This window comes from Vibrio sp. 10N.222.55.C7 (assembly GCF_041473335.1).
Taxonomy (GTDB): domain Bacteria; phylum Pseudomonadota; class Gammaproteobacteria; order Enterobacterales; family Vibrionaceae; genus Vibrio; species Vibrio crassostreae_C.
Genome location: NZ_JBFRSC010000028.1, coordinates 108,980 through 135,918 on the forward strand (window position 1 = coordinate 108,980; position 26,939 = coordinate 135,918).

A 26,939-nucleotide genomic window follows, 5' to 3' on the forward strand; every position below is an offset into this window, starting at 1 on the left:
AGTTTTAGCTTCTAAGTATAATTGTGAATGGGACAAATGTTTTGATGAGAATCAGTCTTCGAGCTCAACCACTTTAAAGCAATCCCTTGCAGCATGGCTATTGGTTAGATAAAGCGCTAACCACAGCAGCAACAATAGGGTGATGCCATTTGACCAACGGAACCATCCGTTATCCAAATAGATTAAATAAATCGAATGGGAGCCCTGTGCCAAGATAGCCATCATGGTAACCCAACGTCCCCATGACACGACTTTGTTAAGGCGCTTTCTATCTGGCGATCTTAGCCCAAATAACCACATCAGCAGCAAACTAGGCACACTCAACGCGATCCCGACATAAAACATCTGATGGTCTGGGTAGATTATCTCAAGAATATCGGTTCCCGATTCTCGGCTTGCGCCTGCAACAATGAAAACGACCAAGGCTTTCGCAAGAAACAACCAACCTAGCCAGAGCAAGATTGGAGCTTTCAAAAAGCCGTGCTTGTCGTATTGTTCTATGGAGTACCGCACAAATCTCACTTTCACTTATTTTCAAACCAACACTTTAACGCAAATCATTCATACTTAACTAGCTTTGCGTTATCTTAGTAGCCAATCCGTTTTAATTGTCGAACTCAGTATGAAAAACAAAACTAATACGCCCTCTGTTGAATCTCAACAGGAAGCACTGAAGATAGCCAAAGCGACTCAAAAGCCAGCTCAAACCAAAGAACAAACTAAACTGATTGCTCAGGGTATCGAGAAAGGCATCGCACTGTACAAGAAACAGCAAAAAGAACGCAGCCGCCAAGCCGATAAAGCGAAGAAGCGCGTACAGAAAGAAAAACAGACTCAACAAGCTAATCAACACCAAGAAGACACGATCGAAACAAGTGTTGAAACACCATCAAATCACGCCACTAAACTGCCGTGGTTACTACTGTTCGCAAGCTGGGTAGGCTTCGCGATTTATTTGATGCAATAGCAGGGTAAACGTATGAAAAAGGAATTAGTCGCTTTGGCTATGAGTGGCATGTTACTCGGGTGTACCAAACCCACATCAACGCCTCATAGTAAAGCGGACAAGGTACAAATGGATTACCACGGCCTGATTAACATCGAGCAGTGTGAGTATAAAGGGGAAATCACTGGCAGCGAAGGTCATTGGTACAGCTACTTGTTCTTTCCCAATGACACCCTGATTCAAGGTGCGATGAATGAGCTTAAATCGCATGCCATTGAGCTAGGCGCAGACACCGTCATCTTTACCCTACCCCAAGATTTCAGCACTTCCGTGACTATGCTTGGTACCGCCTACCTGTGCGAGTAAGCAACTAAAGCGGCATATCGATATGCTTTGATTTTATGACACCCAAAAGAAAGCCAGCTTTCGCTGGCTTATGCACTAAATCCAAGGCTTGTTGCTATATCGCCTTTACGCTGGATAACCCATTGACTGTCAAATGGCCCCCAGTCGGATAACTGGTAATAGCCATCATTATGACGTCGCCCATCTTGAACAAACATAAGTTCGATACCGATCCCCGGTAACGCCTTGAGTACATCTTGAATAGTACGACGAGGCCACCCCGTTTTTTCGATGAGTTTAGGCACATTTGGCCTATCAAGGCTTTCCACTAACAATGCTAAATATAGCCGCCTTGCAAAAACAGGACTCAACTCCATTGACACCTCCTATATATGTGCAGCTCAATTATTTCTTTTTTCGCTGACAACATGTTGAGGCTGATCAATAAGTCTCCAATAGTGACATTTTCTTACGCTTTTTTTTCACTCTATGAAATATTCATCACTCTATTTTGTCTGAGTTGCTGCTTCCTGATAGGATTCAACTCATAACAATGAAATAAAATCACTCAAAGGAAGAATAATGACTATCACCATGTTTGGTATCCCAAATTGCGACACCATTAAAAAAGCAAAGAAATGGCTCGAAGCTGAAGGTATCGAGTTCGAATTTCACGATTATCGCAAACAAGGCATCACAGAAGAGCTAGTAACAAGCTTCTGCTCTGAGCTAGGTTGGGAGCTTGTGCTAAACAAACGTGGTACGACTTATCGCCAACTTTCTCAAGAACAGAAAGACACCCTAACAGAAGAAAAAGCGGTGACTTTGCTTGTTGAACAACCTGCAATGATCAAGCGCCCAATCTTAAAAGTTGAGGGTAAGCTTCACATCGGATTTAAAGCCGACCAATACGCGGCTATTTTTGCTTAGATCGTTGTATTTACATAGACAGACAACAGGACGTTGATCAGTGAATCAGCGCCTAAAAATTAATGACTAGACGTTTTATTTAAACAAGGAATTCAAGGATGACAGATAGCCCAACTTTGGCTCTGGCAAAAGACCTAATCAGCCGTCAATCGGTAACACCAGAAGATGCAGGCTGCCAAGACCTGATGATTGAACGCTTAAAAGCACTCGGTTTTGAAATCGAAGTGATGGTATTTGAAGATACGACCAACTTCTGGGCTCGTCGTGGTACTGAAGCGCCTCTGTTTGCTTTTGCTGGTCACACTGATGTGGTACCTGCAGGCCCAATCGAACAGTGGAACACTAAGCCATTCGAACCGACTATCGTAGACGGTTTCCTACATGGCCGTGGCGCTGCTGATATGAAAGGCTCTCTGGCTTCAATGATTGTTGCCGTCGAGCAGTTCATTGCCAAACACCCAGACCACACAGGCTCAATTGGTTTCCTGATCACTTCAGATGAGGAAGGTCCTTTCATCAACGGTACTGTACGTGTTGTTGAAGCATTAATGGCGCGCGGTGAAAACATCGATATGTGTATCGTTGGTGAACCATCGAGCACTGAGTTCGTGGGTGATGTCGTGAAGAACGGCCGTCGTGGCTCTATCACTGGCGACCTAACGATTAAAGGCACACAAGGTCATGTTGCCTACCCTCACCTAGCAAACAACCCAGTACACAGCTCTCTGCTTGCTATTAATGAGCTAGCAACAACTGAGTGGGATAAAGGTAATGATTACTTCCCGCCAACCAGTTTCCAAATTCCAAATGTGAGTGCGGGTACTGGTGCTTCAAACGTGATCCCTGGTGAGTTTAATGTTCAGTTTAACCTACGCTTTAGTACAGAGTTAAGCAACGACATCATCGTTGAGCGCATCACAACGACACTCGACAAGTATGATTTCGAATACGACCTAAGATGGACATTCAATGGCGACCCGTTCTTAACAGACGCAGGTTCACTGCTTGATGCTATTGTTGATGCAGTGGGTCACGTCAATGATGTGAAACCAGCACTGCTAACGACTGGCGGTACATCTGATGGTCGCTTTATTGCACGTATGGGCGGACAAGTGGTTGAACTAGGCCCTGTGAATGCAACGATTCACAAGGTTAACGAATGCGTGAAGGTAGCCGATTTAGAAAAGCTAACTGACATGTACGAAAGAACATTAGTGAACCTATTCGCTAAATAGTCTTTCATCAGCGATTCATAGCATCCAATTATTGAGAGACTCGTTATGACACCAGAGCAGCTTACCGGACAATCAGATTCTCATCTAGAGCCTAGCCTGATCGGCACCAAGACCTTCTTGGTCCACAGTGAGGTTAAGAATGACCTGAATAATTTGATTGAAGCTGCTCAGCTCGCTGGTTTTAAAATGGAGATTGCCAGTGGCTTTCGCGACTATGAAAGGCAATCTCTGATTTGGAACCGTAAGTTTTCTGGCGAAGCTCCGATATTAGATTCAGAAAGCCAACCTCTTGATGCTTCAAAACTGACCGAACAACAAAAGCTATCGGCTATCCTGAGATGGTCTGCGCTTCCCGGCGCGAGTCGTCATCATTGGGGTTGTGACTTCGATGTCTTTGCTCGTAACCACTTACCTGAAGGCATACATCTGCAATTAGAACCATGGGAATACCTTACTGGCCACCAGCAATCGTTTTACCAATGGCTATCAGTTCATGCTGCACAATTTGGTTTCTTCTTTCCTTACAGCCAAGATTTGGGTGGTGTGGCGATCGAACCATGGCATATCAGCCATCGCAAAGTATCGGAGTCGTGTTTATCACAGTTATCTCCGACTTTACTTGGCAAGCAACTCCAATCTAAGCCAGTATTAGGGTATGAGATTATTATGGAGCAGCTAGACGAGATCTATGCACGCTTCGTAGCGAATATCAGTCATTAGGAGCGCTTATGTTGGAGTGGCTTACAAACCCTTGGGTTATCATCATCATCGTAGTTAGCGTTGTTGTGGGTAACATCGCAGCGCTCAAACAGACAGCCAATATGGATCTGACGGGGCGTGGTAAAACTGAGCGAGATTTAGATAAGCTCAATCGCTCGGATAAACTTAACCAAGAGAAAGCTGAAAAAGAAGAATCCAAAGACAATAAAGACGCATAGCCTTTTGCTTTGGCTAATCAGCTTGATTGACCAATTTTGATTGACCAATGTAGCCTGATGACAACGAATACAATAAAAAAGAGGACACAGTGTGTCCTCTTTTTTATTTGCTTTTGCTAATCACAAGGCTGATTTAACTCAGCTTGTGACGGCTTGAATGACTACTCAGCTTTCGCTTCTTTGTCATCTTTGGTTTGGTCAGCAATATGCGCTAATACCGGAACCATAGACTTAAGCAGCTCTTCTTCTACTGGCTTACCTGATGCATCCGTTACGTTGATTGACGTACGGTTGCCAAGGTCACCAAATAGGAAGTTGTAAGTGCCTGGCGCTAAGTCGATAGGCTGTAGGCCAATTTCTTCCCAGAACTCATCATCTGGTGCTGCGTACTTCGCCTTCACCGTACCCTGAGATTGATTGCGTTCTTCAAGCTCAAAGCCCATTTCAGGCAACAAGTTAGGCAGACGCTGCCAGAATACATTGTATGGCGTACGAGCAATAATCACAGGGAAACCACTACGGTCAGCACCCATTGAAATTGGAATACGCTTCACCAACTCTTGCGCTTTCAGCGCCGCTTCAGCACGAAGGTTTTCATCGTACTTAGCCATAACTAGGTTGGTCAGGAACGCGTTGTAACGCTCTTTATTGGTTGCCGTTACTGTTTTCTCTTCAGTACCTTCACGCCAATCAATCAGATTAATCTTGAAGCCATGACGGTTGTTTGCTTGGAAGCGAGAGATAGAGTAACGACTACCAATCTCTACGTCTTCATCTTCAGAAACCCAAGTTACCCAATCGGTCTCAATCTCATTCTCTGATTGATCACGAATACCAATACCACGTTGAGCCAGCATATCTACAGCCGTTTGCCACACGCGGTCTGCCTCTTCTGCGCGAAGAAGCCATAGTGTCACTTCACCGTTTTGACGCTCAGCACGAGCACCCGGGATCAGTTCAAGAACCTGTTGCGGTGGACGAATATCCACTTCACGACCAGTACCACCACTGAATTCACCGCTTGGGATGTCAAAATTTGGGTAGAACTGAGGCTGAGCATCTACAGGCAATTGCCATTGTGAAAACTCAGGTGTTTCTAAGTATTCGAAATCATCTTTGGCTTGGCGACGTTGAGTCGGGTTGCCAGAACATGCTGTAAGAACGAAAACAGCCAGTGACCCAATCACTAGCTGGTGAGAATACTTCATTTATACTCCTAAATGCCGAAGGTTCGCTTCGGCATCACTTCATACGTTTTAGTAAATGCACGCTTCAGTCATTGCTTGAGCAACAACAGGTTGAGCTGGCTCTGACAGTTCAGTCAGCGGTAGACGTAAGCCACCTTCAGCAATCAGACCCATTTTATGAACCGCCCATTTTACGGGAATAGGGTTAGACTCAACGAACAAATTCTTATGTAGAGGCATCAAACGCTCATTGATCGCTTCCGCTTCTTCAAACTTACCTTCTTTTGCTAGCTTGAACATGGTTGCCATATCAGCGGCTGCAACATTGTTCGTTACAGAGATCACGCCATCGCCACCACGCTTAACAAATTCTAGGCCTGTTAAGTCATCACCACTTAGTAAGATAAAGTCTTCGCCACAAAGTTCACGGTGAATTGCAATTCTGTCGAGATCACCCGTCGCATCTTTCAGTGCAACGATGTTTTCGATCTCAGCAAGACGAGCAACCGTTTCTGGCAACAAGTCTACCGCAGTACGACCTGGAACATTGTATAGAATTTGTGGAACGTCACTGACTTCAGCAATCGCTTTGTAGTGTTGGTACAAACCTTCTTGAGTCGGTTTGTTGTAGTAAGGCGTTACGCTCAGGCAACCAGCAATACCAGAACCATTCAACAAACGGCTGAATAGAACAGATTCATGAGTTGCATTTGCACCTGTACCAGCGATAACGGGAATACGACCATCAGCAAATTCAACGATCTTGTTGACGACTTTGACATGCTCTTCAATAGTGAGTGTTGAAGACTCACCTGTTGTGCCAACCGCAACCAGACCATCACTACCTGCAGCAATATGGTGCTCAACTAACTTTTTAAGGCTGTCGAAATCCACTTCACCATCTGTATTAAATGGCGTAACTAGCGCAACGATACTTCCTGAAAACATGTCTATCTCCCTTAATTTATTCTTTTTGCATGTTACTGTAAGCCAATCAATAAACACAAGACATTAAAGTGGCTTACCGGCAACATCTGCATTAAATATTGTCGTATGTTTGAGGTAAAACGACTTCTAACGGCGTTCTACCTAGAATTTGGGTAACCTGCACTCAATCTAGCGGATAGCACATCACTGGATGTCAGTAACAAGTAAGCTGTGCTCTCATCGCTCTATCTCATTTTTTAACGCGCTCGATATTCTTATCATTGGTTGCATGTTCGAAGCAAGGTCGCACATAAAAAGCCCCGCACGCACGCTTATTCCACGAGCTAACTGTGCTAACATGCATGAATCAATGGAATATAAAGAGACGTGATTTTATGACTCAACATCTAGTAATCACAGCTGTGGGCACTGATCGCCCAGGTGTATGCAACCAAGTGGTTCATTTAGTCACCCAATCAGGCTGTAACATTATTGATAGCCGTATCGCCCTGTTTGGCGAAGAATTTACGCTTATCATGCTGCTGTCTGGAAAGGCAAACAACATTACCCGCGTTGAAACCACCTTGCCCTTGCTTGGACAAGAGCACGACTTGATTACGATTATGAAGCGAACCTCAACTCATGATGTTATTGAGAACTCTTACACAGTAGAGGTGTTCGTTGAGTCAGACGATAAAATCGGACTTACTGAGCAGTTTACCCAGTTCTTCGCAGACCGAAACATCGGCCTCGATTCGTTAAGTGCACGAACCATCAATAAATCTAAGGTTCAACTCGACAACGACCAATTCCATATCTCTATTACCGCTTCTGTGCAATCAGAATGTAACTTGATGCAGCTACAAGAAGAATTCGATTCGCTGTGTCAGAGCCTATCAGTCCAAGGCTCGCTCAACTTTATCAAAAACAGTCTTTAAAAAGGAAATGTCATGAATACGCTAACGGCTGGTGTTCCAGCACCTGCTTTTTCTCTTCCAGATCAAGATGGCAATATCGTATCTCTTGGTGACTTCAAAGGTAAAAAAGTACTTTTCTATTTTTACCCTAAAGCAATGACTCCAGGTTGTATTGTGCAAGCGGAAGGCCTGCGTGATATCAAAACACAGCTTGATGACCTAAACGTGGTTGTTCTAGGTGTGAGTGTTGACCCAGTAAAACGCCTACCAAACTTCGTTGAAAAGAAATCTCTAAACTTCACACTGCTATCTGATGAAGACCATAGCGTTGCTGAACAGTTTGGCGTTTGGGGCGAGAAAAAATTCATGGGTAAAATCTACGACGGTCTGCACCGTATTAGCTTCCTAATTGATGAAGAAGGTCAGATTGAACACGTCTTCAATAAATTCAAAACAAAGACTCACCATGAAGTGGTTCTAGAGTACTTCAACCAAGAAGCTTAATGCCTGTTGAGGTGAGCTAACTAGACTCACTACTAATCAAGACAAATTAAAAAGGCGACTATCATCGATAGCCGCCTTTTTTATCGTTCATTTTTCATTACTGATGATGCACCGGGTCATCATCTAATGCATGGCTCGGTAAGGCATTCCAAACTGCCTTCACTAAGGTCGCTAGTGGAATCGCGAAGAACACGCCCCAGAACCCCCAAAGTCCACCAAACACTAATACCGCCACAATAATCGCAACAGGGTGCAGATTCACTGCTTCAGAAAACAGTACAGGTACTAACACGTTACCATCTAGGGCTTGAATGATGCCGTAAGCCAATAATAGCCAGTAGAATTGAGGCTCAAGCCCCCACTGGAACAAACCAACAATAGCAACCGGCACGGTTACCGCCGCTGCACCAATGTATGGAATCAATACCGAGAAGCCTACAGCAACCGCTAATAGCACTGAGTAGCGAAGGTCTAAAATCGCGAAAGTTACGTAGCTGACGCCACCTACGATTAAAATTTCTAGCACCTTACCGCGGATGTAGTTCGAGATTTGTTCGTTCATCTCTTCCCATACTTTGGTCGCCAAGCGACGGTTTCGAGGAAGCACACCACTTGCCATTCTGATCATCTCTTCTTTGTCTTTCAGTAAGAAGAAAATAAGCAATGGTACTAAGATAAGATAAACACCTAGCGTCGCTAAGCTAACCAAAGACGCCAATGAGCCTTTCACCACACTCTCACCCATACCTAACGCTTTGTTCTTCGCGTTAGACATTACAGACTCAACGATCTGTAAGTTAGCAAGCTCTGGGTAACGCTCTGGAATCGTTGCAATGAACTTCTGCAAGCTACCGTACATGCTAGGAATATCATTGATCAGGTTGCCCACTTGCTCCCAAATGGTTGGCACTAATCCAAATATCGCTAGTAGCATTAGGCTAAAGAACATCAAGATCACCAACATCACCGATGGCGTTCTTGGAACACCGAGTCGTTGAAGTTGAGTCACTGGCCACTCAAGCAAATAAGCCAACACAATCGCCACCAACAGCGGTGCGATCAGATGACCAAAGAAGTAGATAGTAATAAAGCCGAATAGAATGATGGCAACCAAACTGACAGCGTGTGGATCAGAGAAACGTCGTTTATACCAACGACTGACCATTTCAAGCATCTGACTGCGATTCCTTTTTAGTGACGAGGAGATGGTGGTAATTAGAACAAACCTCTGTCATGACAACATAAGCCTGCTTAGACAAAAAAGTAACAATATCTTTCATCGAACTGTTATCTGATACATAAATTGACAAAGATTGCCCTACTTCTAACTTTACACTGTGACGCTTGGCTAATAATAACGCCATTGGGCAGCGCTCTTGGCGTAAATCTAGAATATTAGGTGTCATTCTTGGGCTCGATGCTTATTATAAGGGGCATATTGTAATCTGTTTTTGAAAACGTGCCATCATTGATTCATCTTCCTTCAGGATAGCGCACGCACTTAACAAAGGTTAAACCAGATAAAGAACCAATTTGCATTGCCCTTGTCTTACTGTCAGAAGAAACGGAGTATTACTGACTAATATGTTTAAACGCGCTCGTTCAATTGCTTGCTTATGCATCGCAGCCACATTAAGCACCCCAACGTTGGCTAACACCAACAGCTTGGATTTACCGGACATCGGCACAGCGGCTGGCGGCACGCTCACTATCGATCAAGAACTGATCTATGGTGATGCCTACATGCGCATCATCAGAAGCAGCCAACCTGTCATCAACGATCCGGTTCTCAACCTTTATATCGACACTCTAGGCCATCGCCTTGTCGCGAATGCCAATGACGTAAAGACACCTTTTCAGTTCTTTATGATCCGTGACCGCAACATCAACGCTTTTGCTTTCTTTGGTGGTTATGTTGCTTTGCACTCAGGTCTATTCCTGCATGCACAGTCAGAAAGTGAACTTGCGTCTGTATTAGCGCACGAAATCGCACACGTTACTCAGCGCCACTTAGCGCGTAGTATGGAAGATCAAGCTCGCCGTTCCCCTGCGACTATTGCAGCGCTTGCCGCGTCTGTGTTGTTGGCAATTGCGGCTCCTGAAGCCGGTATTGCAGCCTTAACTGCAACCACCGCGGGTAACATGCAAAGCCAAATTAACTACACTCGTAGTAATGAGAAAGAAGCCGACCGCTTTGGTATCAACACGCTAGCGAAAGCTGGATTTGACGTGAATGCGATGCCACGCTTCTTCGGTCGCCTGGCTGATGAATACCGCTATGCCAGCACACCACCACCAATGTTGCTGACTCACCCGTTGCCAGAAGACCGAATTACCGATTCACGTGCTCGTGCTCGTAGTTACCCGCCACTGAAACTGGCTCCCTCTCTGGACTACCACCTAGCAAGAGCCCGCATTGTTGCGCGCTATGCTGGCATTAATAATGATGCTGCTCTTGATTGGTTTGAGCGTCAGCTAAAGAAAGCCCCTAAAGCTTTGGTTCCGTCATTAGAATATGGCCAAGCACTGGTTTACCTAGACTCTAAAAAATTAGACAAAGCAGAGCCCATCCTGAACAAGCTGATTAACAGCGATCCAACCAACCTGTTTTATCTAGATGCTATTTCGGATCTGCACATCGAGAAGAAGCAGCCTGAGATTGCGATTAAAGAACTTAAATCGGCACTGGTTCGTCAACCAAACAACCCGGTTCTGACCATTAACTACGCCAACGCACTGATTGAAAATGAAGATCTTCAAGAAGCGGTTCGCGTATTGCAGCGTTACACGCACGATAACCCGAATGACACCAATGGCTGGCACTTACTTTCAAAAGTAAATACGAGCCTTGGTAATAGCGACGAAGAACTGGCTGCTCGTGCAGAAATTTTGGCACTGCAAGCCAACTGGAACAAAGCGATTCAGTACTACACGCAAGCAAGCCAAATCGCAGAATTAGGAAGCCTAAAACAAGCACGCTACGACGCTCGAATTGATCAGCTAATGATTCAACGAGAGCGCTTCTTGTCGCTACAATAGAGTGTTTACTGGTAACAGCTCGTTACCAGAATAAAAAGAAAGCTCAACGTTACACAAAAAAGAAGTCACCCCTGGTGGCTTCAGCTAAACAACTAAATCAAAAATAATAATGAGGAAGAACCATGTCTGTCGTGATTTATCATAACCCACGCTGCTCAAAGAGCCGTCAAACTCTAGAAGTGCTTCAGGAAAACGGCGTACAGCCAGAGGTCATCAAATACCTGGAGACTCCGTTAACAGTTGAACAGCTGAAAGTACTGTTCACTCAGCTTGGTTTTGACAGTGTTCGCGACATGATGCGCACCAAAGAAGCGGACTACAAAGAAGCAAACCTTGGCGATGCTTCAGTTACTGATGAAGATCTTTTCGCCGCGATGGCAACCAATCCAAAACTGTTTGAGCGCCCAGTCGTTGTCGCGAACAACAAAGCAAAAATTGGTCGTCCACCAGAGCAAGTGCTAGAGATTCTGTAATCCAATATGAGCATTAACATTCTTGTTCTTTATTACAGTCGCCACGGCAACACACAAGCTCTAGCAAGGCAGATTGCACGAGGGGTTGAATCCATCCCGAACTGCGAAGCTATGCTAAGGACGGTGAACGACGTGTACACAGTAGAAGAGCAGCCTGATTCGCGTTATCAACCAACCGATCCTATTGCCTCGTTACAAGAACTTCGATCTTGTGATGGTTTGGCGCTAGGCAGTCCGGTTTGGTTTGGTAACATGGCCGGGCCAATGAAGCACTTTTGGGATAGCACGACATCAATGTGGATCAATGGTGATCTCATCGATAAGCCAGCTTGCGTATTTACCTCTTCTTCATCATTGCATGGTGGTCAAGAGACAACACAACAAAGCATGATGTTGCCCCTGCTTCATCACGGCATGTTAGTCGTGGGCATCCCCTACTCAGAACCGGCGCTGCACACCACTCAAACTGGTGGTACGCCTTATGGTGCAAGCAGTACTGGAGAGAGCGCTTCACTTAGCAAAGAAGAGATTGAGTTGGCGCAAAACCTAGGTAAACGCCTAGCGCGCATCGCAATAAATCAGAAGGGAATTTCTCAATGATGTATATGCCAGAGAAGGCTATGTCTCCCAAAACCAAGCTATTTCGCTACCTTGCTTTAGCGGGCAACTTGTCGCTTTTATTCTGGGTGGTGGCTTGGCAGATGACGCTTTCACCGCACCCTCATCTCAGTAATGTCACACTGGCGATTGCTTGGGCTATCCCGCTGTTATTGCCATTACCGGGCATTTTAGCAGGAAAACCTTATACGCACGCATGGGCAAATTTCGTCTTGATGCTCTATTTCCTACACGCATTAACTATCTTGTATGTAGACGATGGTGAACGTTTATTAGCGGCTGTAGAACTGCTTCTGACGACTCTAGGTTTCGCGGGCAATATATTATTTACTCGCTTTAGAGCCAAAGAGTTAGGCATCAAGTTGAAGCGTCTTTCTGAAGTAGAAAAGAGAGAAAAAGCTAAGTTCGAGCAATAATATTGAGCCCATGCTTTTAAACTGACCGCTTACAAACAAAAAGCCCTGCGAGATTGCTCTTGCAGGGCTTTTTTCAAGTTTTCATTTCAATCAGTCATGTCAGCTGACAATTATGAGCGAACCCACTCGTATACCAAGCTTGGCTTAGCATGTACTGGCGCAGTGATGGTTAGATCTTCTGTACTAGAATCCTCTAACGTTGCGTCAGGCGTATTCGTTAGCTCAGCATCCTCAGATACCTCGTTGCCCTTAATCACTTGTACGCCTGAGTCAGTTTCGTCACCAACGACTTCAGCAGCGTCTGTTGAATCATCACCTACAGACATTGTGTTGTCTTGAGTTTCAAATTCAGGGCTCACTTCAGGCTCAATGTAAGATTCTTCAACCTTCGCAACTTGGCGAATACTTGCTACTTCTTGCTCAAACTCTTGTTGAGTCGACAATAAGTGAATTCGGAAAGTGACTTCGTTGTTCTGAATCTTCAGAATATCTAGGCTTGCCACCGAGTTTAGACGCTTAAGTGCGTTCTCTAACTGGAAGAAGTCTTGAGCATTATTCAGGCTAATAAACTGCGTTAAAATCGATTCTGATGACTCACTCGCTACCGTCACAGCACTTTTGCCTGCGTAGTAGTTACTGATTTGGTCAACTAACTTCTTAGAAGTCGTGTCGCTGTTACCCGATAGTGAACCACTTACAGGCGATGTTGGTGCACTCGTCAATTGACTTGGCTTTTGATCGTATAGAGCCCAACGTAGGCCTGAAGATTGAGCCTTTATCACCAACACAGCATCAACAGGATAACGCTGACTCGCTTTACTGATTGGCGTAACAAAGCTACCCCACAAATCAGAAGTCGCAATACCCGTAATATCGTCAAAGTCACCCACAGGCAGCGTTAGAGGCAAGCCACGCTCTTTTGCGTTCGCTTGTAAGCTAGCTGCTAACTGTGAGTTAGAGTGTTCCCATACGATGTTCTTGTCGTAGTTGTCCTCTTCCACAAGCCAAACAAGGATGTTTGAACGCGTGTCAGGCCAGTAAGGTAACTGTGCTTGAGTCAACAGAGAACGGATTTGAGCACCGTTAAAACGCATACGCAATGTTGATTGGTCATTGCTTTCGCCAAAACTCATTTGAGACATGTACTGCGAACTCTTGCGCATCGCCTTTTGAATCGTCTCATTCGAAGCGACATCAGTTTGGCCAGTCGCACGTATCAATACCTGCTCCATACCTGTATTTCTTGCCACTTGTTCTGGCTGTTTGTCTTCAGCGTTAATCGCAACTTCAGCACTAAAAATATCTACTTGAGTTAAGGCATAACTCGGAGAGGCTAATAGTCCCATCAACAACAATGCTATGTAGCGCATACTGATCCTAATATTCAAATCTTGTGCCTAGATGATAAGCAACTATGGATTGAGGGGCAAGGTCGATAGCGCCCACTGTGTTTAATAACCACAAAATATCACCTGGCCATGATAAATCGCTCACTTATAAACTGAATTTCTAGGGCTTAGATGGATATAAAACATCATTAAGATAAATAAATTTGATTTATTTGGTGTGGCAATCGATTGCTAAGTGATAGAATCCCGCGAATTTTATTTTTCGCTTTTCATATAACGACCATTTTAAGGACATAACATGAAAAATGCTCTGCAAGGTGCGCAAATGCTGTTTGTAGCATTTGGTGCGCTTGTACTCGTGCCGCTACTAACAGGACTTGACCCCAACGTTGCACTCTTTGGCGCAGGTATCGGTACCCTTTTATTCCAACTTATTACACGCCGTTCAGTACCAATCTTCTTAGCATCTTCTTTTGCATTCATCGCGCCTATCATGTTTGGTATTCAAACTTGGGGTGTCGGTGCAACCATGGGCGGCCTAATGGCGGCAGGTGTTGTGTATGTCTTAATGGGCGCATTGATTAAAGTTCGAGGTGTTGCTTTCATCCATAAACTGCTTCCACCAGTCGTGGTTGGCCCTGTAATCATGGTGATCGGCTTAGGTCTTGCACCCGTTGCAGTAAACATGGCGTTAGGCAAAACCGGTGATGGTGCGGTTCAGCTTGTTGATGCAGACGCTGCCCTGTGGATCTCTTCAATTTCACTGTTAGTGACGATTGTCATCAGTGTGTTTTCAAAAGGCTTCCTTAAGCTACTGCCAATCTTCGGTGGTATTGTTGCGGGTTACATCACCAGCTTGGTATACGGCGCGGTAGACTTCACTCCAGTAGCGCAAGCATCTTGGTTAGCACTGCCAAACTTCACAACGCCAGAGTTCAACATCAACGCTATCTTTTTTATGGTATTTGTCGCGATTGCACCTGCCGTTGAACACGTAGGTGATATGCTTGCGATATCTAACGTGACCGGTAAAGACTACCTTAAAAAACCAGGTTTACACCGCACTATTACTGGCGACGGTGTGGCAACAATTGCCGCTTCAATGCTGGGCGCGCCGCCAAACACTACGTACAGTGAAGTAACAGGCGCAGTAATGCTTACCAAAGCATTCAACCCTGTGATCATGACTTGGGCTGCAGTCACAGCCATCGTTCTTGCATTGGTTGGCAAGCTAGGCGCACTACTTCAAACGATTCCGGTTCCTGTAATGGGCGGAATCATGATTCTACTGTTTGGCTCTATCGCAACAGTGGGTCTTAACACGCTAATCAAAAACAATGTTGACCTACACAAATCACGTAACCTTGTGATTGTGGGCATTACTTTAGTCTTTGGTATTGGCGGCATGGCCTTTGGTATCGGTGACTTTAGCCTACAGGGCGTAAGCTTGTGCGGTATCGTTGCGATTCTACTTAACCTAGTACTTCCAGAAGAGCTAGGTGACAACACTGTGGTAGATAAAGCTCAAATCGATTAATGAGTCGGTAAGGCTAGATTCCAAAGAATCACAACCTAACAAGATCAAAAAAGGGAGAGCATCGAATGCTCTCCCTTTTTATTAATACGGTTAATTCAGCGAGTTAAGGAACTGTTTAGAGTCACTTAAGCTGAAACCGAATTACTTAGTACCGAAGATCTTATCGCCAGCATCGCCAAGACCAGGAACAATGTAGCCCTTGTCGTTTAGCTTTTCATCGATTGCAGCAGTGTAAAGTTCAACATCTGGGTGCGCTTTTTCTAGAGCCGCAATACCTTCAGGAGCCGCTACAAGAACAAGAATCTTGAAGTGCTTACAACCTTTCTCTTTCATTAAGTCGATAGTCGCGATCATAGAACCACCCGTTGCAAGCATTGGGTCTACCACTAGAGCGATACGCTCATCGATGTTAGATGCAAGCTTGTTGAAATATGGAACTGGCTCAAGCGTTTCTTCGTCACGGTAGATACCAACAACGCTGATACGTGCACTTGGGATGTGCTCAAGAACGCCGTCCATCATGCCTAGACCAGCACGTAGGATTGGCACTACCGTTACTTTTTTACCTTTAATTTGGTCAACTTCTACTGGACCGTTCCAACCGTTAATCGTCACACGCTCAGTTTCAAAGTCTGATGTCGCTTCGTATGTTAGAAGGCTACCCACTTCTGTCGCTAGCTCACGAAAACGCTTAGTGCTAATCTCACCTTCACGCATCAGGCCAATTTTATGTTTTACTAGCGGGTGTTTCACTTCAACAACTTTCATTTCCAACTCCGGCAATATTTAAACAAACCTGTAGATTATACACGAACTCTAAGGTTATTTCAGAATCTTTATTCTAATAAAAAAAACCGCGCAAACGTTTGCTCTTGGTAATCAAGCCCTGTTAGAATAGCGCCGTTTTCACATCCAACTTAAGTTCGAGGACTATCCCGTGAGTGGTAATACTTCTTCTCTAAGCTACAAAGACGCTGGTGTTGATATCGACGCAGGTAATGCACTAGTAGACCGTATTAAAGGTGCTGTTAAACGCACTCGTCGCCCTGAAGTAATGGGCGGTATTGGTGGCTTTGGCGCCCTATGTGAACTTCCAACGAAATACAAAGAGCCGGTACTTGTTTCAGGTACTGATGGTGTTGGTACTAAACTTCGCCTTGCTTTGGATCTGAAAAAACACGACACCATTGGTATCGACCTAGTGGCAATGTGTGTGAACGACCTAATCGTTCAAGGTGGTGAGCCGCTATTCTTCCTAGACTACTACGCAACAGGTAAGCTAGATGTAGATACAGCAGCAGACGTTGTTTCTGGTATCGCTGAAGGTTGTGTTCAAGCTGGTTGTGCACTAATCGGTGGTGAAACGGCTGAAATGCCAGGCATGTACGAAGGCGACGACTACGACGTAGCTGGTTTCTGTGTTGGTGTTGTAGAAAAAGCGGACATCATTGACGGCACTAAAGTAGCAGCAGGCGATGCACTTATCGCTGTTGGTTCAAGTGGTCCACACTCAAACGGTTACTCTTTAATTCGTAAAGTTCTAGAAGTTTCTGGTGCTGATAAGAGTGAAGAACTAGAAGGTCGCACTATCGGTGAGCACCTACTAGAACCTACTAAGATTTACATCAAATCGGCACTTAAGATGATTGCTGAGCATGACATTCATGCTATCTCGCACATCACAGGTGGTGGTTTCTGGGAAAATATCCCACGCGTACTTCCTGAAGGTACTAAAGCAGTCATTGATGGCAAGAGCTGGGAATGGCCTGCTATCTTCAACTGGCTACAAGAGAAAGGTAACGTGGAAACATTTGAAATGTACCGCACTTTCAACTGTGGTGTAGGCCTAGTTGTTGCTCTACCTAAAGATCAAGCAGACGCTGCTGTTGAACTACTGAAAGCTGAAGGCGAAAACGCTTGGGTTATCGGTGAGATCGCAAACGCTGAAGCTGGCGAAGAGCAAGTTGAAATTAAATAAGTGATACGTTCACTTACTTAGTTAATCAATGAGGACCTAATGGTCCTCATTTTGCTATTTAGCCCGCAGAAAACCCTAGTTTATGTAGGTACATTGTAAACAGTTCAGTTAATCAATCGTATGACCCACTCTATGAAAAACAATCACTCAAATAAAACCAGTCACTCTAATAAAAACATCGTTGTGTTAGTTTCAGGAAGCGGAAGTAACTTACAGGCTATTTTAGATGCCTGCGATAGCGATATGATTGATGCATCGGTTAAAGCTGTCTTCTCAAACAAAGCAGAGGCTTTTGGATTAGAACGAGCGAAAACCGCAGGTGTTGACGCTCATTCAGTGAATCCAAAAGACTTTGGTTCACGTGAAGAGTTTGACCATGAATTGATGGTTCAGATCGATGCTTACCAGCCAGATTTAATCGTACTCGCTGGCTACATGCGAATCCTGAGTTCAGAGTTTGTTCGTCACTATGCAGGGAAAATGGTCAACATCCACCCTTCTCTGTTGCCGAAATACCCAGGCCTACACACCCACCAGCGTGCCATTGATGCGCAAGACAAAGAACACGGTACTAGCGTCCACTTTGTTACCGAGGAGCTCGATGGCGGCCCTGTGATCTTGCAAGCTAAGGTGCCGGTATTTGAAGATGATGATGCTGATATGTTGGCAAGCCGAGTGCTGACTCAAGAACACTGCATTTACCCTATGGTCTGCAAGTGGTTCGCGGAAGACCGTTTATCAATGGTCAATGGACAGGCTGTGTTAGACGGTAAAGCATTAGGTAAACACGGTTACGCAGAAGAGTAATTCGTCAAACGACTCTCAGACAACAAATTGCTGAAAAACAAAAAGGCCGCTTACTGACTGGTTAGTGCAGTAAGCGGCCTTCGTTTGTTCGGGTTCAAGCAATACGATCTACAGCATTAGCTTAATGGCTCTGTCGGTGCTTGGCTCGCTACCTTTTTCGGCGCATAAGCAACATCTTCTAACGCTTGATGGTTGTTGCCAATCAGCTCACCAAAATGAAACAGTGCGTATTCGCCCGGCTTCATTCTAAACCACTGTTCATTGTCCGTAAGAGGTTGAGTTGCTACCACCGTCACCACATCATTTGGCGTAGTCTCTTCTTGGAAGTTTATCTCAACATCTTCATCAATCAGGCTCGCATTACCAAAAGGTGCGCGTCTGGTTATCCAGTACAAATGGTTAGTACAGTAAGTCATCACATACTCACCATCACTCAATAACATGTTAAATACGCCTTTCTCGCGTAGCTTGTCACAACACTCAGCCACGAAACGAAACATGCCTTCCATGTCTTGAGGTGGTTCAGGAAAACGTTCTTCTAGTTGTTTCAGTAGCCAACAAAAAGAGAGCTCACTGTCCGTTTCGCCGACAGGTCTAAAACGCCCACTCACCAGATCATCGTAATCTGATAATTGACCATTGTGAGCAAAGGTCCAATATCGCCCCCAAAGCTCACGAGTAAAAGGGTGTGTATTTTCTAGATTAACGCCACCACGGTTGGCTTGACGGATATGACTGACAACAGCTTGGCTTTTAATTGGGTAGTTTTGAACCAACTCAGCGATCTTAGATTCACAGCTCGGATTCGGATCTTTGAAGGTACGAAAACCCTTTCCCTCATAAAAGGTAATACCCCAGCCATCACGATGCGGGCCAGTGTTGCCTCCACGCTGCATAAGACCAGTAAAGCTAAAACAAATATCAGTTGGCACATTCGCGCTCATACCGAGCAATTCACACATGGTTTAATCTACTCCCTATTAAAACCAATGGAGCCACAAACATGGGTTCCAAATGTCTGTAAAACTATTATTCCATCTCTTTTTCAACAAGCTGAATCACAATATGAATGATCTTAATGTGAATCTCTTGGATACGATCTGCGTAACCAAAGTGTGGTACTCGGATTTCGATATCAGCACAACCCGCCATTTTGCCGCCATCTTTACCCGTCAATGCAATCGTCTTCATGCCTTTAGCTTGAGCAGCTTCAATCGCTTTTAGAATATTGGCAGAGTTACCTGAAGTCGACAGACCGAACAACACATCACCTTTACGACCTACCGCTTCTACATAACGAGAAAATACGTGGTCGTAGCCAAAATCATTACTCACGCAAGACAGGTGGCTTGGATCTGAAATCGCAATGCCAGCGTAACCTGGACGGTTTTCACGGTATCGGCCTGTAAGCTCTTCCGCGAAGTGCATTGCATCACAGTGTGAACCACCGTTGCCACAAGAAAGCACTTTGCCCTCTTGCTTGAATGAGTCAGCAATCAGTTTTGCCGCCGCTTCAATTTGAGCGATGTTATGGTCATCACTCAGGAACTTATTCAGAACGTCAGCAGCTTCGTTTAATTCACTTTTGATTAGGTCTTGGTACATAAGACTTATCTCTTATTTTTTTTGACGCAGCTTAAAGTGCGTGAAATGAGAACTGAGGGTTTTCCCCTCTTTATAGCTGAGTTTACCCACAAACATGAAATAGTGTCGACACTTAAGCACAAAGATTGCCACCTTAATTAACTTGTCGTTGTAAATCCGTCCAAATATTCGCCACCAACCTCTCACAATTAGAACTTTAACTCTATTGAGATCACTTTTTACTCACCTTGGAGTTTTACAAATATTTAATATTTTGTTTACACTTGACTGGTTAGACCTCTTACCTAAAACTTAATAACAATAAGTGATCTCTGAAAAGGAAATCGATCATGAACATATTGCTCTCCCTACTCGGCATGACCGCCATCTTAGGCGTCTGTCTTTACCATAGAGTTAGTCTGGTACGTGCATTAGTTGTATTAACCGGCGCAATGGTAGCATTAACACTGCTTGGCGGCGTGGCTGTTACCGGCTGGCTTTGCTATCTATTAGCCGTTGCGATCTTTGCTGTACCGACCATTCGTCAGACACTGATCAGCCAAAAAGCACTCTCTTTATTTAAGAAAGTTCTACCGGCGATGTCTCAGACAGAAAAAGAAGCACTAGAAGCCGGCACAGTATGGTGGGAAGCAGAGCTGTTCAAAGGCAAACCTGAATGGAAGAAACTTCAGAACATTGCTGACCCGAAACTCTCTGAAGCTGAGCAAGCGTTTTTAGATGGTCCAGTAAATATCGTGTGTGAAATGGTCAATGATTACCAAGTCACTCATGAGCTTGCTGATTTGCCACCAGAAGTATGGCAATACCTGAAAGACCATAAATTCTTCGCCATGATCATCAAGAAAAAATACGGCGGCTTAGAGTTCTCAGCTTACGCTCAATCTTTGGTTCTACAGAAGCTAACAGGCGTTTCTAGTGTATTGTCATCGACGGTTGGCGTACCTAACTCATTAGGCCCTGGTGAGCTTTTACAACACTACGGTACAGAAGAACAAAGAAACCACTACCTGCCTCGCCTAGCGGAAGGTAAAGAGATCCCTTGTTTCGCACTAACTAGCCCAGAGGCAGGCTCTGATGCTGGCTCTATTCCAGATTACGGTGTGGTTTGTAAAGGCGACTGGCAAGGCGAAGAAGTACTCGGCATGCGCCTAACTTGGAACAAGCGTTACATCACTCTCGCGCCTGTCGCGACGGTATTAGGCTTAGCTTTTAAACTTCGTGACCCGGATGGCCTGCTTGGTGATCAAAAAGATCTTGGTATCACTTGTGCGCTTATCCCAACGGATTTAAAAGGCGTAGAGATTGGCAACCGCCACTTCCCACTAAACGTACCTTTCCAAAATGGCCCGACGCAAGGCGACGATATCTTCGTGCCTATCGATTTCATCATTGGCGGTCAGAAAATGGCCGGTCAAGGCTGGCGTATGCTGGTTGAGTGCCTGTCGGTTGGTCGTGGTATCACACTGCCTTCAAATTCAACTGGTGGCATCAAGTCTGCCGCGCTTGCAACTGGCGCTTACGCTCGTATCCGCCGTCAGTTCAAACAGCCTATTGGCCGCATGGAAGGGGTTGAAGAGCCACTTGCACGCCTTGCAGGTAACGCTTATGTAATGGACGCTGCAAGTAACCTAACCGTTGCGGGCATCGACCTTGGTGAAAAGCCTTCGGTTATCTCTGCAATCGTTAAGTACCACTGTACTCACCGTGGCCAGCGCAGCATCATTGATGCGATGGATATCGTCGGTGGTAAAGGCATTTGTTTAGGCCCATCGAACTTCCTAGCTCGTGGCTACCAAGGCTCGCCTATCGCGATTACGGTTGAAGGCGCAAACATCCTGACTCGTTCAATGATCATCTATGGTCAAGGTGCGATTCGCTGTCACCCTTACGTACTGAACGAAATGGAAGCGGCTTATTCTGAAAGCAGCGATGCGCTTGATAAGTTTGATTCAGCGTTAGCAGGGCACGTTAGCTTTACGATGAGCAACCTAGTCCGCAGCTTGTGGTTTGGTTTAACCGATGGTCGTGGTTCTGATGCGCCAACACCTTCAAATAAAACAGATAAACAGACACAGCGTTACTACCAACAGCTAAACCGCTACAGTGCAAACCTAGCGCTACTGTCTGATATTTCAATGGCAGTTCTAGGCGGATCACTGAAGCGTAGAGAACGTTTATCAGCAAGACTGGGTGATATCTTAAGTCAACTTTACCTCGGCTCAGCAACGCTGAAACGCTTTGAAAGCGAAGGCAGCCACGCTGAAGATCTACCGTTAGTACATTGGGGGATGCAAGATAGCTTACGTCAGACTGAAGTGGCGATTGATGAATTCTTAGCGAACTTCCCTAACCCTGTGATTGGTCGTCTGCTTCGTGTTGTGCTAATGCCATTTGGTCGTATCCGTCGTGCTCCAAACGACAAGCTCGATAGCAAAGTTGCGCACATTCTACAAACACCAAGCGAAACACGCTCTCGTATAGGTCGCGGCCAATACTTAGAAGCGACGGAATACAACCCAGTAGGTAAGATTGAAAAAGCGCTAGAAGTGATTCTTCAAGCTGAACCTCTGTTCGACAAAGTCTGCAAAGAGACACATCAAAAACGTGCCTTCTTACGACTTGATCTTGTTGCTCAGTTGGGACTTGAGAAAGGTATCTTAACGCAAGACGAAGCAAATCTTCTGATTAGCGCTGAGGAACATAGACTGTACACGATTAACGTGGATGACTTCTCACCAGAGGAGCTTGCAGCAAAGTCTCAGTACCCAGACCAATCGATTGATAACGTCGCTTAAGGCCAGAAAAAGAAACAAAAACGGGACTACTATGAGTCCCGTTTTTTTGTTCATGATTTCGTTGCCACAAATTCCAATGCTTTATCTAGCAGCTTATTCTCTCTAGACAATCTAATCATCTAAGCGAGTTACTTGGGCGCCTTGAGCTGCATCTCAGGTAACGCTTTTTTCTTCGCCTTGACCTTACGAACCACAAACCAAATCAATAAGCCCAATAGAATAGCGACCACATTACCCACCGCAATAATGATCATACTGCGCTGTCTGTCATCTTCACGTTTTTGAAGGATCATCAACTCTGTTGCGATACGCTTCTGTTCAGCAAGAGCTTCTTCTTGAAGACGTCGTGACTCTGCTAAGTCGATATCTTCAACAACGCTGTACGACTGCTCGGTAATTGGAAAAATCAGCGGGCGCTGACTTGAAGCATCAGTGGCATAAACCATCCCTGACCAATTATAAATTCCTAAATCGCCATTATAAGGCACCTCTAAAGCGACTTTCATTGCGTCGACTTCAGCTTGCCCCTGCTTGTACATCACATATTCATCAGGAGCCTTGTGCTCAACATGAACCGCTAACGAGCTCGGTGCGATCATCCCCTGTTCACCAGACACCACAATAGTATGAGGTAAACCCTCTTTTCGTGATTGAATGAAGGTGCTAGTGATCGGTGTTGGGTAAACCAAGACTTCTTGCTCTTGCGCTCGCAGGAACACGCCATTACCAGAGGTAATACGCGCTCGGTATTTACCGGGCTCGATATCAATTGGCAAAGAGACAGTGAACACACCATCTCCGGCCTTTTCATCAAGATCAGCGCCATCATCGGCAAACTCGCCCATCACAACCGGCACCGGGCGCGCTTCTCTCACCAAAGACTCTTCGTTTTCAACAAACTTAGTAAAGGTAACCTTAAGCTTCACGCGATCGAGAAAATCGCGCAGCACCAGCGGCTTGCCATCAGAAGTCAGTCGAGCGGTAAATTTGATGCGCTCTGTTTGATACAACTTATCTGGGAACTCATTAGCATCCAAAACAAGATGAGACAGCAGCTTGATATTGTTCTTAGGGGAAACTTTACCTATCGCTTGCCAAGGGCCGGGCATCGGATTGTCGATAGAGATAATGTCCATGGACGATTCTTCGTACCAACGGACATTATCAGCATTGCGCCAAGAGTAGTATTTCTTGCCATCAGGGCGAACCAAAACGACAGGTTTAGAGTTATCGGCTCGATAAATCACAAAGGTGACTTGTTCAATACTGGGATCAACTCTAAAACGGTTGTCCAATAAACTCATAACGGATTCTGTTGCTGCATGTAAGCCAAAACTTAACAGCAATAAGCAACCGGTAGCCAATACCCTTAACATACTTTCTCCCTACTGACGCCAGAGGCAGCTTCCGCTTTTCTCGACGAGATCTAAACGACTTTGATGCGCTTCTACTTCATCGGCCGTAGCTCGTAAAACCTTTAGGGATTTTCGACCACTTTCTACTCTTCGTATGCTTTCGGCTTCACCTTCCTGTTGACCAGCGTTAAATTGCAGCGAAGTTTGACCACCCGTCATCAATAAGTAGACGTCGGCTAGGATCTCCGCATCGAGCAATGCGCCGTGGAGAGTGCGGTGCGAGTTATCGATACCGTAACGGTCACATAAGATATCTAGGTTGTTTCTTTTACCTGGGAATATCTTCTTCGCCATTGCCAAGGTATCGGTAACTTTACAGTAGTCATCCGTTTTACCTATCGCTGGGTTGAGCTTCTCAAACTCATAGTCCATGAAGCCCGTATCGAAGGGCGCGTTATGAGCCACCAGCTCCGCACCTTTGATAAAGTCGAGAAACTCTTTATGAATGTCTTGGTATTCAGGCTTATCAATCAAGAATTCATCGGTAATACCGTGAACGCCAATCGCCTCTTCTTGAATCGCACGATCGGGCTTGATGTAGACGTGGAAATGACGCCCGGTCAGCCTACGGTTGATGATCTCTACTGCACCAATTTCAACGATGCGGTGACCCATATAGTGAGGGCCACCTTCTGTATTCATACCGGTGGTTTCGGTATCGAGTACAACAATGCGCTTATTTTCGTTCGAACTGTTTTTTTCGTTCGTGCTTTGTTCTGGAGTGCTACTGGTATTCATAAGGATAACTGTGTCAGACTATGCCGATAATGTGCTTGAGGTAATAGTATCAAATCATGACGAAACAAGTTGAAATTTTCACTGATGGTTCTTGTTTAGGCAACCCTGGTCCCGGCGGCTATGGCATCGTACTTCGCTACAAAAAAGTCGAGAAGACGCTAGCAGAAGGTTTCACGCTAACAACCAATAACCGTATGGAAATGCTCGCCGCTGTCGTGGCTCTGCAAACCCTCAAAGAACCTTGCTCTGTGATTCTGACCACAGATAGCCAATACGTGCGTCAAGGCATCACACAGTGGATTCATAACTGGAAAAAGCGTGACTGGAAAACAGCCGACAAGAAACCGGTTAAAAATGCCGATCTGTGGCAAAGGCTCGATAAAGAAACCGCTCGCCATAACGTTGATTGGCGCTGGGTAAAAGGACACGCGGGACACAGAGAAAACGAAATGTGTGATGATTTAGCGCGAAATGCAGCGGAGAATCCGACTCTAGAAGATACGGGCTATCAACCAAGCTAATCATCTTTTTAATTAGACGCACATTTCAGAAAGCGATTTATAATTTCTTAAACTAATTGACAATTTCTCAATCGAATTGATAGATGAAAAGCCGACAACTAATCGGCTTTTTCTGTTTTTAGCGGATATGACGCTTTGGCTGAATCCATTGTACGGCGCGTATTGGTTCTAAAACTTGCCCCAACAGGCGAGAAACGTCGCTTAAGGTGCCAATGTGGTTTGATGGGTTTTAGCGGGTAAGTACGCTTACGAGCAACAATAAAGTATTGGCTTCCGGCGAAGGATGCACAACCACCTAAGCTGTTCTCCAACCACGTCCACATCGCTTGATACTTACTCATCGGAAACAGCGCGTAGGTGTCACAATGAATTACTTCATAGTTAAGTACACCTAACCAGTCTTTAATTCGACTTGGCGTGTACATACGCCCACTCCAGGGTAAGCTGTTCTTTCGCCAAGGCATCAAACTGGCAAGCCCAGTGACACTGATTGGGTTGAAGCCGGTGATAATGATATAGCCATCGTCCATCATCACTCGATCGACTTCTCTCAATAATCGATGCGGGTCATTGCTATAATCTAACTGATGACTCAACACTACAACATCAAAGCTTTTCTCCAAAAAGGGTAAATTATAGCCATCCGCTATCACATTATGTAATGGGTTCTGGATATCTAGGTTTACTTGATGTTGAATGTTGCATGTGCAGCTAGAAATCTCACTACTGAGGCCACCGAGCTTGAGCATATGGTAACCAAATAGCTTTGGGCACCACTCATCGAGTCGAGTTTGAATAGATTCTCTCAACCAGTCCCCATTGTGCAATTGCGCCCAAGTGTAAGGACGTTCAAACTTCTTTCTGCTACGTGCTGGCTTCATCAATAATCTGTCTCACTTATTCTGTCGCACTAAAAGTGACTGGAGAACCAATAATGTTACATATCAAAAGCATACCTGCATTTAACGACAATTACATCTGGCTGATTCAAAATAGCGATCGCCGTTGTGCTGTCGTCGACCCTGGTGATGCGGCTCCAGTATTAGAGTACTTAGCGAACCATGAGCTAACTTTAGATGCAATCTTGATTACACACCACCACCACGATCACATTGGCGGCGTTCCAGAGCTGGTAAGACAATTTCCCGGCGTCGATGTTGTTGGCCCTAGAAATGAACCTATCCCAACATTAACGCATCCAGTTGATGATGGTGACCAGTTAGAGCTGTTTGGTGAAGTGTTCCTCGTGTTAGGACTCAGTGGACACACAGCTGGCCATATTGGTTATGTGGGTGATGCCAAACTATTTTGTGGTGATGTATTGTTCTCAGCAGGCTGTGGACGAATCATGGAAGGCACACCACAACAGATGTTCGATGCGCTGAATAAGATCACGGCGCTTCCTCAAGAAACCGAAGTGTATTGTGCACATGAGTACACTGCAGCCAATATCGCTTTTGCATTAGCGGTTGAGCCTGATAACCAACATTTGCAGCAATATCGCGACCAAGTGAACCGACTACGAGCTCAAAATAAGTCGACCATCCCCACAAATTTGAGACAAGAGAAGTTTGTGAACCCTTTCTTGCGTTACACCGAACCAAGTGTAGTGAAATCAGTGTCTAATCGTACAGAGCAGACCGATCCTCTATCAGTATTCACCGCTTTACGTGCGTGGAAGAACGAATTTTAACAAATACAGACTTGTCACTCATAGGG

General features: G+C 45.1%; 31 protein-coding genes. 18 read left to right on the forward strand and 13 right to left on the reverse strand.

Features of this window, described 5'->3' with window-relative positions; translation table 11 throughout:
- Positions 1 to 51: 51 nt before the first annotated feature.
- Positions 52 to 513 (reverse strand): DUF2919 domain-containing protein, encoded by a 462-nt coding sequence (locus AB4482_RS10605; RefSeq protein WP_372180905.1) that lies wholly within the window; start codon positions 511 to 513, stop codon positions 52 to 54.
- A 109-nt stretch (positions 514 to 622) separates the two neighbouring features.
- Between AB4482_RS10605 and AB4482_RS10610 the strand changes: the two genes are divergently transcribed.
- A complete protein-coding gene (locus AB4482_RS10610; protein ID WP_017060697.1) occupies positions 623 to 967 on the forward strand; it encodes a DUF2956 domain-containing protein in 345 nt (114 codons plus the stop codon).
- 12 nt (positions 968 to 979) lie between these two features.
- Complete coding sequence (locus AB4482_RS10615) at positions 980 to 1,312, forward strand: DUF4156 domain-containing protein (protein WP_371722180.1); 333 nt, start codon at positions 980 to 982, stop codon at positions 1,310 to 1,312.
- A 68-nt stretch (positions 1,313 to 1,380) separates the two neighbouring features.
- On the opposite strand, the gene AB4482_RS10620 is transcribed toward AB4482_RS10615, so the two are convergent.
- Complete coding sequence (locus tag AB4482_RS10620; RefSeq protein ID WP_004734273.1) at positions 1,381 to 1,668, reverse strand: helix-turn-helix domain-containing protein; 288 nt, start codon at positions 1,666 to 1,668, stop codon at positions 1,381 to 1,383.
- Positions 1,669 to 1,873: 205 nt separating this feature from the next.
- Here AB4482_RS10620 and AB4482_RS10625 point away from each other — a divergent pair, with 205 nt between their 5' ends.
- From AB4482_RS10625 to AB4482_RS10640, 4 genes are all read left to right on the forward strand, one after another.
- On the forward strand, positions 1,874 to 2,221 hold the full coding sequence (locus AB4482_RS10625; protein WP_017060699.1) for an ArsC family reductase: 348 nt from the start codon (positions 1,874 to 1,876) through the stop codon (positions 2,219 to 2,221).
- A 98-nt stretch (positions 2,222 to 2,319) separates the two neighbouring features.
- A complete protein-coding gene (dapE, locus tag AB4482_RS10630; protein ID WP_017060700.1) occupies positions 2,320 to 3,456 on the forward strand; it encodes a succinyl-diaminopimelate desuccinylase in 1,137 nt (378 codons plus the stop codon).
- Positions 3,457 to 3,501: 45 nt separating this feature from the next.
- Complete coding sequence (locus AB4482_RS10635) at positions 3,502 to 4,176, forward strand: M15 family metallopeptidase (protein ID WP_017063385.1); 675 nt, start codon at positions 3,502 to 3,504, stop codon at positions 4,174 to 4,176.
- 8 nt (positions 4,177 to 4,184) lie between these two features.
- Positions 4,185 to 4,394, forward strand: coding sequence for a DUF2897 family protein (locus AB4482_RS10640; RefSeq protein WP_017060702.1), 210 nt, complete (start codon positions 4,185 to 4,187; stop codon positions 4,392 to 4,394).
- Between the two features lie 161 nt (positions 4,395 to 4,555).
- Here the strand turns inward: AB4482_RS10640 and bamC are convergent, their stop codons facing one another.
- Both bamC and dapA read right to left on the reverse strand, forming a co-directional pair.
- Entirely contained in the window at positions 4,556 to 5,602 is a 1,047-nt protein-coding gene (gene bamC / locus AB4482_RS10645; protein ID WP_372180907.1) for an outer membrane protein assembly factor BamC, read from the reverse strand.
- 48 nt (positions 5,603 to 5,650) lie between these two features.
- A complete protein-coding gene (gene dapA, locus AB4482_RS10650) occupies positions 5,651 to 6,529 on the reverse strand; it encodes a 4-hydroxy-tetrahydrodipicolinate synthase (protein WP_017060704.1) in 879 nt (292 codons plus the stop codon).
- A 374-nt stretch (positions 6,530 to 6,903) separates the two neighbouring features.
- On the opposite strand from dapA, the gene AB4482_RS10655 reads away from it, so the two are divergent.
- Both AB4482_RS10655 and bcp read left to right on the forward strand, forming a co-directional pair.
- A complete protein-coding gene (locus AB4482_RS10655) occupies positions 6,904 to 7,446 on the forward strand; it encodes a glycine cleavage system protein R (protein ID WP_017060705.1) in 543 nt (180 codons plus the stop codon).
- Positions 7,447 to 7,458: 12 nt separating this feature from the next.
- Positions 7,459 to 7,929 carry a thioredoxin-dependent thiol peroxidase gene (bcp, locus tag AB4482_RS10660; RefSeq protein WP_372180909.1) on the forward strand — a complete coding sequence of 157 codons (471 nt, stop codon included), beginning with the start codon at positions 7,459 to 7,461 and terminating at the stop codon, positions 7,927 to 7,929.
- 97 nt (positions 7,930 to 8,026) lie between these two features.
- On the opposite strand, the gene AB4482_RS10665 is transcribed toward bcp, so the two are convergent.
- Both AB4482_RS10665 and AB4482_RS10670 read right to left on the reverse strand, forming a co-directional pair.
- Positions 8,027 to 9,103, reverse strand: a complete 1,077-nt coding sequence (locus tag AB4482_RS10665) for an AI-2E family transporter (RefSeq protein ID WP_061032628.1) — start codon at positions 9,101 to 9,103, stop codon at positions 8,027 to 8,029.
- Positions 9,096 to 9,335 (reverse strand): sulfurtransferase TusA family protein, encoded by a 240-nt coding sequence (locus tag AB4482_RS10670; RefSeq protein WP_004738640.1) that lies wholly within the window; start codon positions 9,333 to 9,335, stop codon positions 9,096 to 9,098. Before AB4482_RS10670 ends, AB4482_RS10665 begins: the two co-directional genes overlap by 8 nt.
- A gap of 178 nt (positions 9,336 to 9,513) precedes the next feature.
- On the opposite strand from AB4482_RS10670, the gene AB4482_RS10675 reads away from it, so the two are divergent.
- The 4 genes from AB4482_RS10675 (at position 9,514) to AB4482_RS10690 (ending at position 12,475) form a co-directional block, all read left to right on the forward strand.
- On the forward strand, positions 9,514 to 10,968 hold the full coding sequence (locus AB4482_RS10675) for a M48 family metalloprotease (protein WP_372180911.1): 1,455 nt from the start codon (positions 9,514 to 9,516) through the stop codon (positions 10,966 to 10,968).
- A 122-nt stretch (positions 10,969 to 11,090) separates the two neighbouring features.
- Complete coding sequence (gene arsC / locus AB4482_RS10680) at positions 11,091 to 11,441, forward strand: arsenate reductase (glutaredoxin) (protein WP_017060711.1); 351 nt, start codon at positions 11,091 to 11,093, stop codon at positions 11,439 to 11,441.
- A gap of 6 nt (positions 11,442 to 11,447) precedes the next feature.
- Positions 11,448 to 12,041, forward strand: a complete 594-nt coding sequence (gene wrbA / locus AB4482_RS10685; RefSeq protein ID WP_017066556.1) for an NAD(P)H:quinone oxidoreductase — start codon at positions 11,448 to 11,450, stop codon at positions 12,039 to 12,041.
- The gene (locus tag AB4482_RS10690) at positions 12,038 to 12,475 is read left to right on the forward strand and encodes a DUF2069 domain-containing protein (protein ID WP_017060713.1); all 438 of its coding nucleotides are present in this window, start codon (positions 12,038 to 12,040) and stop codon (positions 12,473 to 12,475) included. Before wrbA ends, AB4482_RS10690 begins: the two co-directional genes overlap by 4 nt.
- Positions 12,476 to 12,585: 110 nt before the next feature.
- Here AB4482_RS10690 and AB4482_RS10695 read toward each other — a convergent pair whose 3' ends face one another.
- Positions 12,586 to 13,845, reverse strand: a complete 1,260-nt coding sequence (locus AB4482_RS10695) for a DUF2066 domain-containing protein (RefSeq protein WP_017060714.1) — start codon at positions 13,843 to 13,845, stop codon at positions 12,586 to 12,588.
- A gap of 277 nt (positions 13,846 to 14,122) precedes the next feature.
- Here AB4482_RS10695 and AB4482_RS10700 point away from each other — a divergent pair, with 277 nt between their 5' ends.
- Positions 14,123 to 15,361, forward strand: a complete 1,239-nt coding sequence (locus tag AB4482_RS10700; RefSeq protein ID WP_137001215.1) for a uracil-xanthine permease family protein — start codon at positions 14,123 to 14,125, stop codon at positions 15,359 to 15,361.
- Positions 15,362 to 15,502: 141 nt separating this feature from the next.
- Here the strand turns inward: AB4482_RS10700 and upp are convergent, their stop codons facing one another.
- On the reverse strand, positions 15,503 to 16,129 hold the full coding sequence (upp, locus tag AB4482_RS10705) for a uracil phosphoribosyltransferase (RefSeq protein ID WP_017060716.1): 627 nt from the start codon (positions 16,127 to 16,129) through the stop codon (positions 15,503 to 15,505).
- Positions 16,130 to 16,298: 169 nt separating this feature from the next.
- On the opposite strand from upp, the gene purM reads away from it, so the two are divergent.
- Together purM and purN are read left to right on the forward strand one after the other, a co-directional pair.
- A complete protein-coding gene (gene purM / locus AB4482_RS10710; protein ID WP_008222945.1) occupies positions 16,299 to 17,339 on the forward strand; it encodes a phosphoribosylformylglycinamidine cyclo-ligase in 1,041 nt (346 codons plus the stop codon).
- A gap of 132 nt (positions 17,340 to 17,471) precedes the next feature.
- A complete protein-coding gene (gene purN / locus AB4482_RS10715) occupies positions 17,472 to 18,146 on the forward strand; it encodes a phosphoribosylglycinamide formyltransferase (protein ID WP_372180912.1) in 675 nt (224 codons plus the stop codon).
- A gap of 116 nt (positions 18,147 to 18,262) precedes the next feature.
- On the opposite strand, the gene AB4482_RS10720 is transcribed toward purN, so the two are convergent.
- Positions 18,263 to 19,108, reverse strand: coding sequence for a class II glutamine amidotransferase (locus AB4482_RS10720; RefSeq protein WP_017063380.1), 846 nt, complete (start codon positions 19,106 to 19,108; stop codon positions 18,263 to 18,265).
- 67 nt (positions 19,109 to 19,175) lie between these two features.
- Positions 19,176 to 19,751 carry a D-sedoheptulose 7-phosphate isomerase gene (gene lpcA, locus AB4482_RS10725; protein ID WP_017063379.1) on the reverse strand — a complete coding sequence of 192 codons (576 nt, stop codon included), beginning with the start codon at positions 19,749 to 19,751 and terminating at the stop codon, positions 19,176 to 19,178.
- Between the two features lie 329 nt (positions 19,752 to 20,080).
- Here lpcA and fadE point away from each other — a divergent pair, with 329 nt between their 5' ends.
- A complete protein-coding gene (fadE, locus tag AB4482_RS10730; RefSeq protein ID WP_029235127.1) occupies positions 20,081 to 22,546 on the forward strand; it encodes an acyl-CoA dehydrogenase FadE in 2,466 nt (821 codons plus the stop codon).
- Positions 22,547 to 22,674: 128 nt separating this feature from the next.
- On the opposite strand, the gene AB4482_RS10735 is transcribed toward fadE, so the two are convergent.
- A complete protein-coding gene (locus AB4482_RS10735; RefSeq protein ID WP_017069371.1) occupies positions 22,675 to 23,922 on the reverse strand; it encodes a TIGR03503 family protein in 1,248 nt (415 codons plus the stop codon).
- A gap of 9 nt (positions 23,923 to 23,931) precedes the next feature.
- Complete coding sequence (dnaQ, locus tag AB4482_RS10740; RefSeq protein WP_017060722.1) at positions 23,932 to 24,699, reverse strand: DNA polymerase III subunit epsilon; 768 nt, start codon at positions 24,697 to 24,699, stop codon at positions 23,932 to 23,934.
- Positions 24,700 to 24,755: 56 nt separating this feature from the next.
- On the opposite strand from dnaQ, the gene rnhA reads away from it, so the two are divergent.
- Positions 24,756 to 25,220, forward strand: coding sequence for a ribonuclease HI (gene rnhA / locus AB4482_RS10745; protein ID WP_017063376.1), 465 nt, complete (start codon positions 24,756 to 24,758; stop codon positions 25,218 to 25,220).
- A gap of 98 nt (positions 25,221 to 25,318) precedes the next feature.
- Here the strand turns inward: rnhA and AB4482_RS10750 are convergent, their stop codons facing one another.
- Entirely contained in the window at positions 25,319 to 26,101 is a 783-nt protein-coding gene (locus AB4482_RS10750) for a class I SAM-dependent methyltransferase (protein WP_017060724.1), read from the reverse strand.
- A gap of 53 nt (positions 26,102 to 26,154) precedes the next feature.
- Between AB4482_RS10750 and gloB the strand changes: the two genes are divergently transcribed.
- A complete protein-coding gene (gloB, locus tag AB4482_RS10755; RefSeq protein ID WP_372180914.1) occupies positions 26,155 to 26,913 on the forward strand; it encodes a hydroxyacylglutathione hydrolase in 759 nt (252 codons plus the stop codon).
- The last annotated feature ends 26 nt before the right edge of the window (positions 26,914 to 26,939 follow it).

Excerpts from the sequence above, each read along its gene's own strand:
- AB4482_RS10665 (WP_061032628.1), bottom strand. The coding sequence starts at position 9,103 with ATGCTTGAAATGGTCAGTCGTTGGTATAAACGACGTTTCTCTGATCCA.
- AB4482_RS10615 (WP_371722180.1), top strand. The coding sequence starts at position 980 with ATGAAAAAGGAATTAGTCGCTTTGGCTATGAGTGGCATGTTACTCGGG.
- bamC (WP_372180907.1), bottom strand. The coding sequence starts at position 5,602 with ATGAAGTATTCTCACCAGCTAGTGATTGGGTCACTGGCTGTTTTCGTT.
- arsC (WP_017060711.1), top strand. The coding sequence starts at position 11,091 with ATGTCTGTCGTGATTTATCATAACCCACGCTGCTCAAAGAGCCGTCAA.
- lpcA (WP_017063379.1), bottom strand. The coding sequence starts at position 19,751 with ATGTACCAAGACCTAATCAAAAGTGAATTAAACGAAGCTGCTGACGTT.
- AB4482_RS10690 (WP_017060713.1), top strand. The coding sequence starts at position 12,038 with ATGATGTATATGCCAGAGAAGGCTATGTCTCCCAAAACCAAGCTATTT.
- AB4482_RS10695 (WP_017060714.1), bottom strand. The coding sequence starts at position 13,845 with ATGCGCTACATAGCATTGTTGTTGATGGGACTATTAGCCTCTCCGAGT.
- gloB (WP_372180914.1), top strand. The coding sequence starts at position 26,155 with ATGTTACATATCAAAAGCATACCTGCATTTAACGACAATTACATCTGG.
- AB4482_RS10675 (WP_372180911.1), top strand. The coding sequence starts at position 9,514 with ATGTTTAAACGCGCTCGTTCAATTGCTTGCTTATGCATCGCAGCCACA.
- AB4482_RS10625 (WP_017060699.1), top strand. The coding sequence starts at position 1,874 with ATGACTATCACCATGTTTGGTATCCCAAATTGCGACACCATTAAAAAA.
- fadE (WP_029235127.1), top strand. The coding sequence starts at position 20,081 with ATGAACATATTGCTCTCCCTACTCGGCATGACCGCCATCTTAGGCGTC.
- AB4482_RS10640 (WP_017060702.1), top strand. The coding sequence starts at position 4,185 with ATGTTGGAGTGGCTTACAAACCCTTGGGTTATCATCATCATCGTAGTT.
- AB4482_RS10635 (WP_017063385.1), top strand. The coding sequence starts at position 3,502 with ATGACACCAGAGCAGCTTACCGGACAATCAGATTCTCATCTAGAGCCT.
- purN (WP_372180912.1), top strand. The coding sequence starts at position 17,472 with ATGAAAAACAATCACTCAAATAAAACCAGTCACTCTAATAAAAACATC.
- AB4482_RS10735 (WP_017069371.1), bottom strand. The coding sequence starts at position 23,922 with ATGTTAAGGGTATTGGCTACCGGTTGCTTATTGCTGTTAAGTTTTGGC.
- dapE (WP_017060700.1), top strand. The coding sequence starts at position 2,320 with ATGACAGATAGCCCAACTTTGGCTCTGGCAAAAGACCTAATCAGCCGT.
- AB4482_RS10670 (WP_004738640.1), bottom strand. The coding sequence starts at position 9,335 with ATGACACCTAATATTCTAGATTTACGCCAAGAGCGCTGCCCAATGGCG.
- upp (WP_017060716.1), bottom strand. The coding sequence starts at position 16,129 with ATGAAAGTTGTTGAAGTGAAACACCCGCTAGTAAAACATAAAATTGGC.
- dapA (WP_017060704.1), bottom strand. The coding sequence starts at position 6,529 with ATGTTTTCAGGAAGTATCGTTGCGCTAGTTACGCCATTTAATACAGAT.
- wrbA (WP_017066556.1), top strand. The coding sequence starts at position 11,448 with ATGAGCATTAACATTCTTGTTCTTTATTACAGTCGCCACGGCAACACA.
- dnaQ (WP_017060722.1), bottom strand. The coding sequence starts at position 24,699 with ATGAATACCAGTAGCACTCCAGAACAAAGCACGAACGAAAAAAACAGT.
- AB4482_RS10620 (WP_004734273.1), bottom strand. The coding sequence starts at position 1,668 with ATGGAGTTGAGTCCTGTTTTTGCAAGGCGGCTATATTTAGCATTGTTA.
- AB4482_RS10610 (WP_017060697.1), top strand. The coding sequence starts at position 623 with ATGAAAAACAAAACTAATACGCCCTCTGTTGAATCTCAACAGGAAGCA.
- rnhA (WP_017063376.1), top strand. The coding sequence starts at position 24,756 with ATGACGAAACAAGTTGAAATTTTCACTGATGGTTCTTGTTTAGGCAAC.
- AB4482_RS10700 (WP_137001215.1), top strand. The coding sequence starts at position 14,123 with ATGAAAAATGCTCTGCAAGGTGCGCAAATGCTGTTTGTAGCATTTGGT.
- bcp (WP_372180909.1), top strand. The coding sequence starts at position 7,459 with ATGAATACGCTAACGGCTGGTGTTCCAGCACCTGCTTTTTCTCTTCCA.
- AB4482_RS10750 (WP_017060724.1), bottom strand. The coding sequence starts at position 26,101 with ATGAAGCCAGCACGTAGCAGAAAGAAGTTTGAACGTCCTTACACTTGG.
- AB4482_RS10720 (WP_017063380.1), bottom strand. The coding sequence starts at position 19,108 with ATGTGTGAATTGCTCGGTATGAGCGCGAATGTGCCAACTGATATTTGT.
- AB4482_RS10655 (WP_017060705.1), top strand. The coding sequence starts at position 6,904 with ATGACTCAACATCTAGTAATCACAGCTGTGGGCACTGATCGCCCAGGT.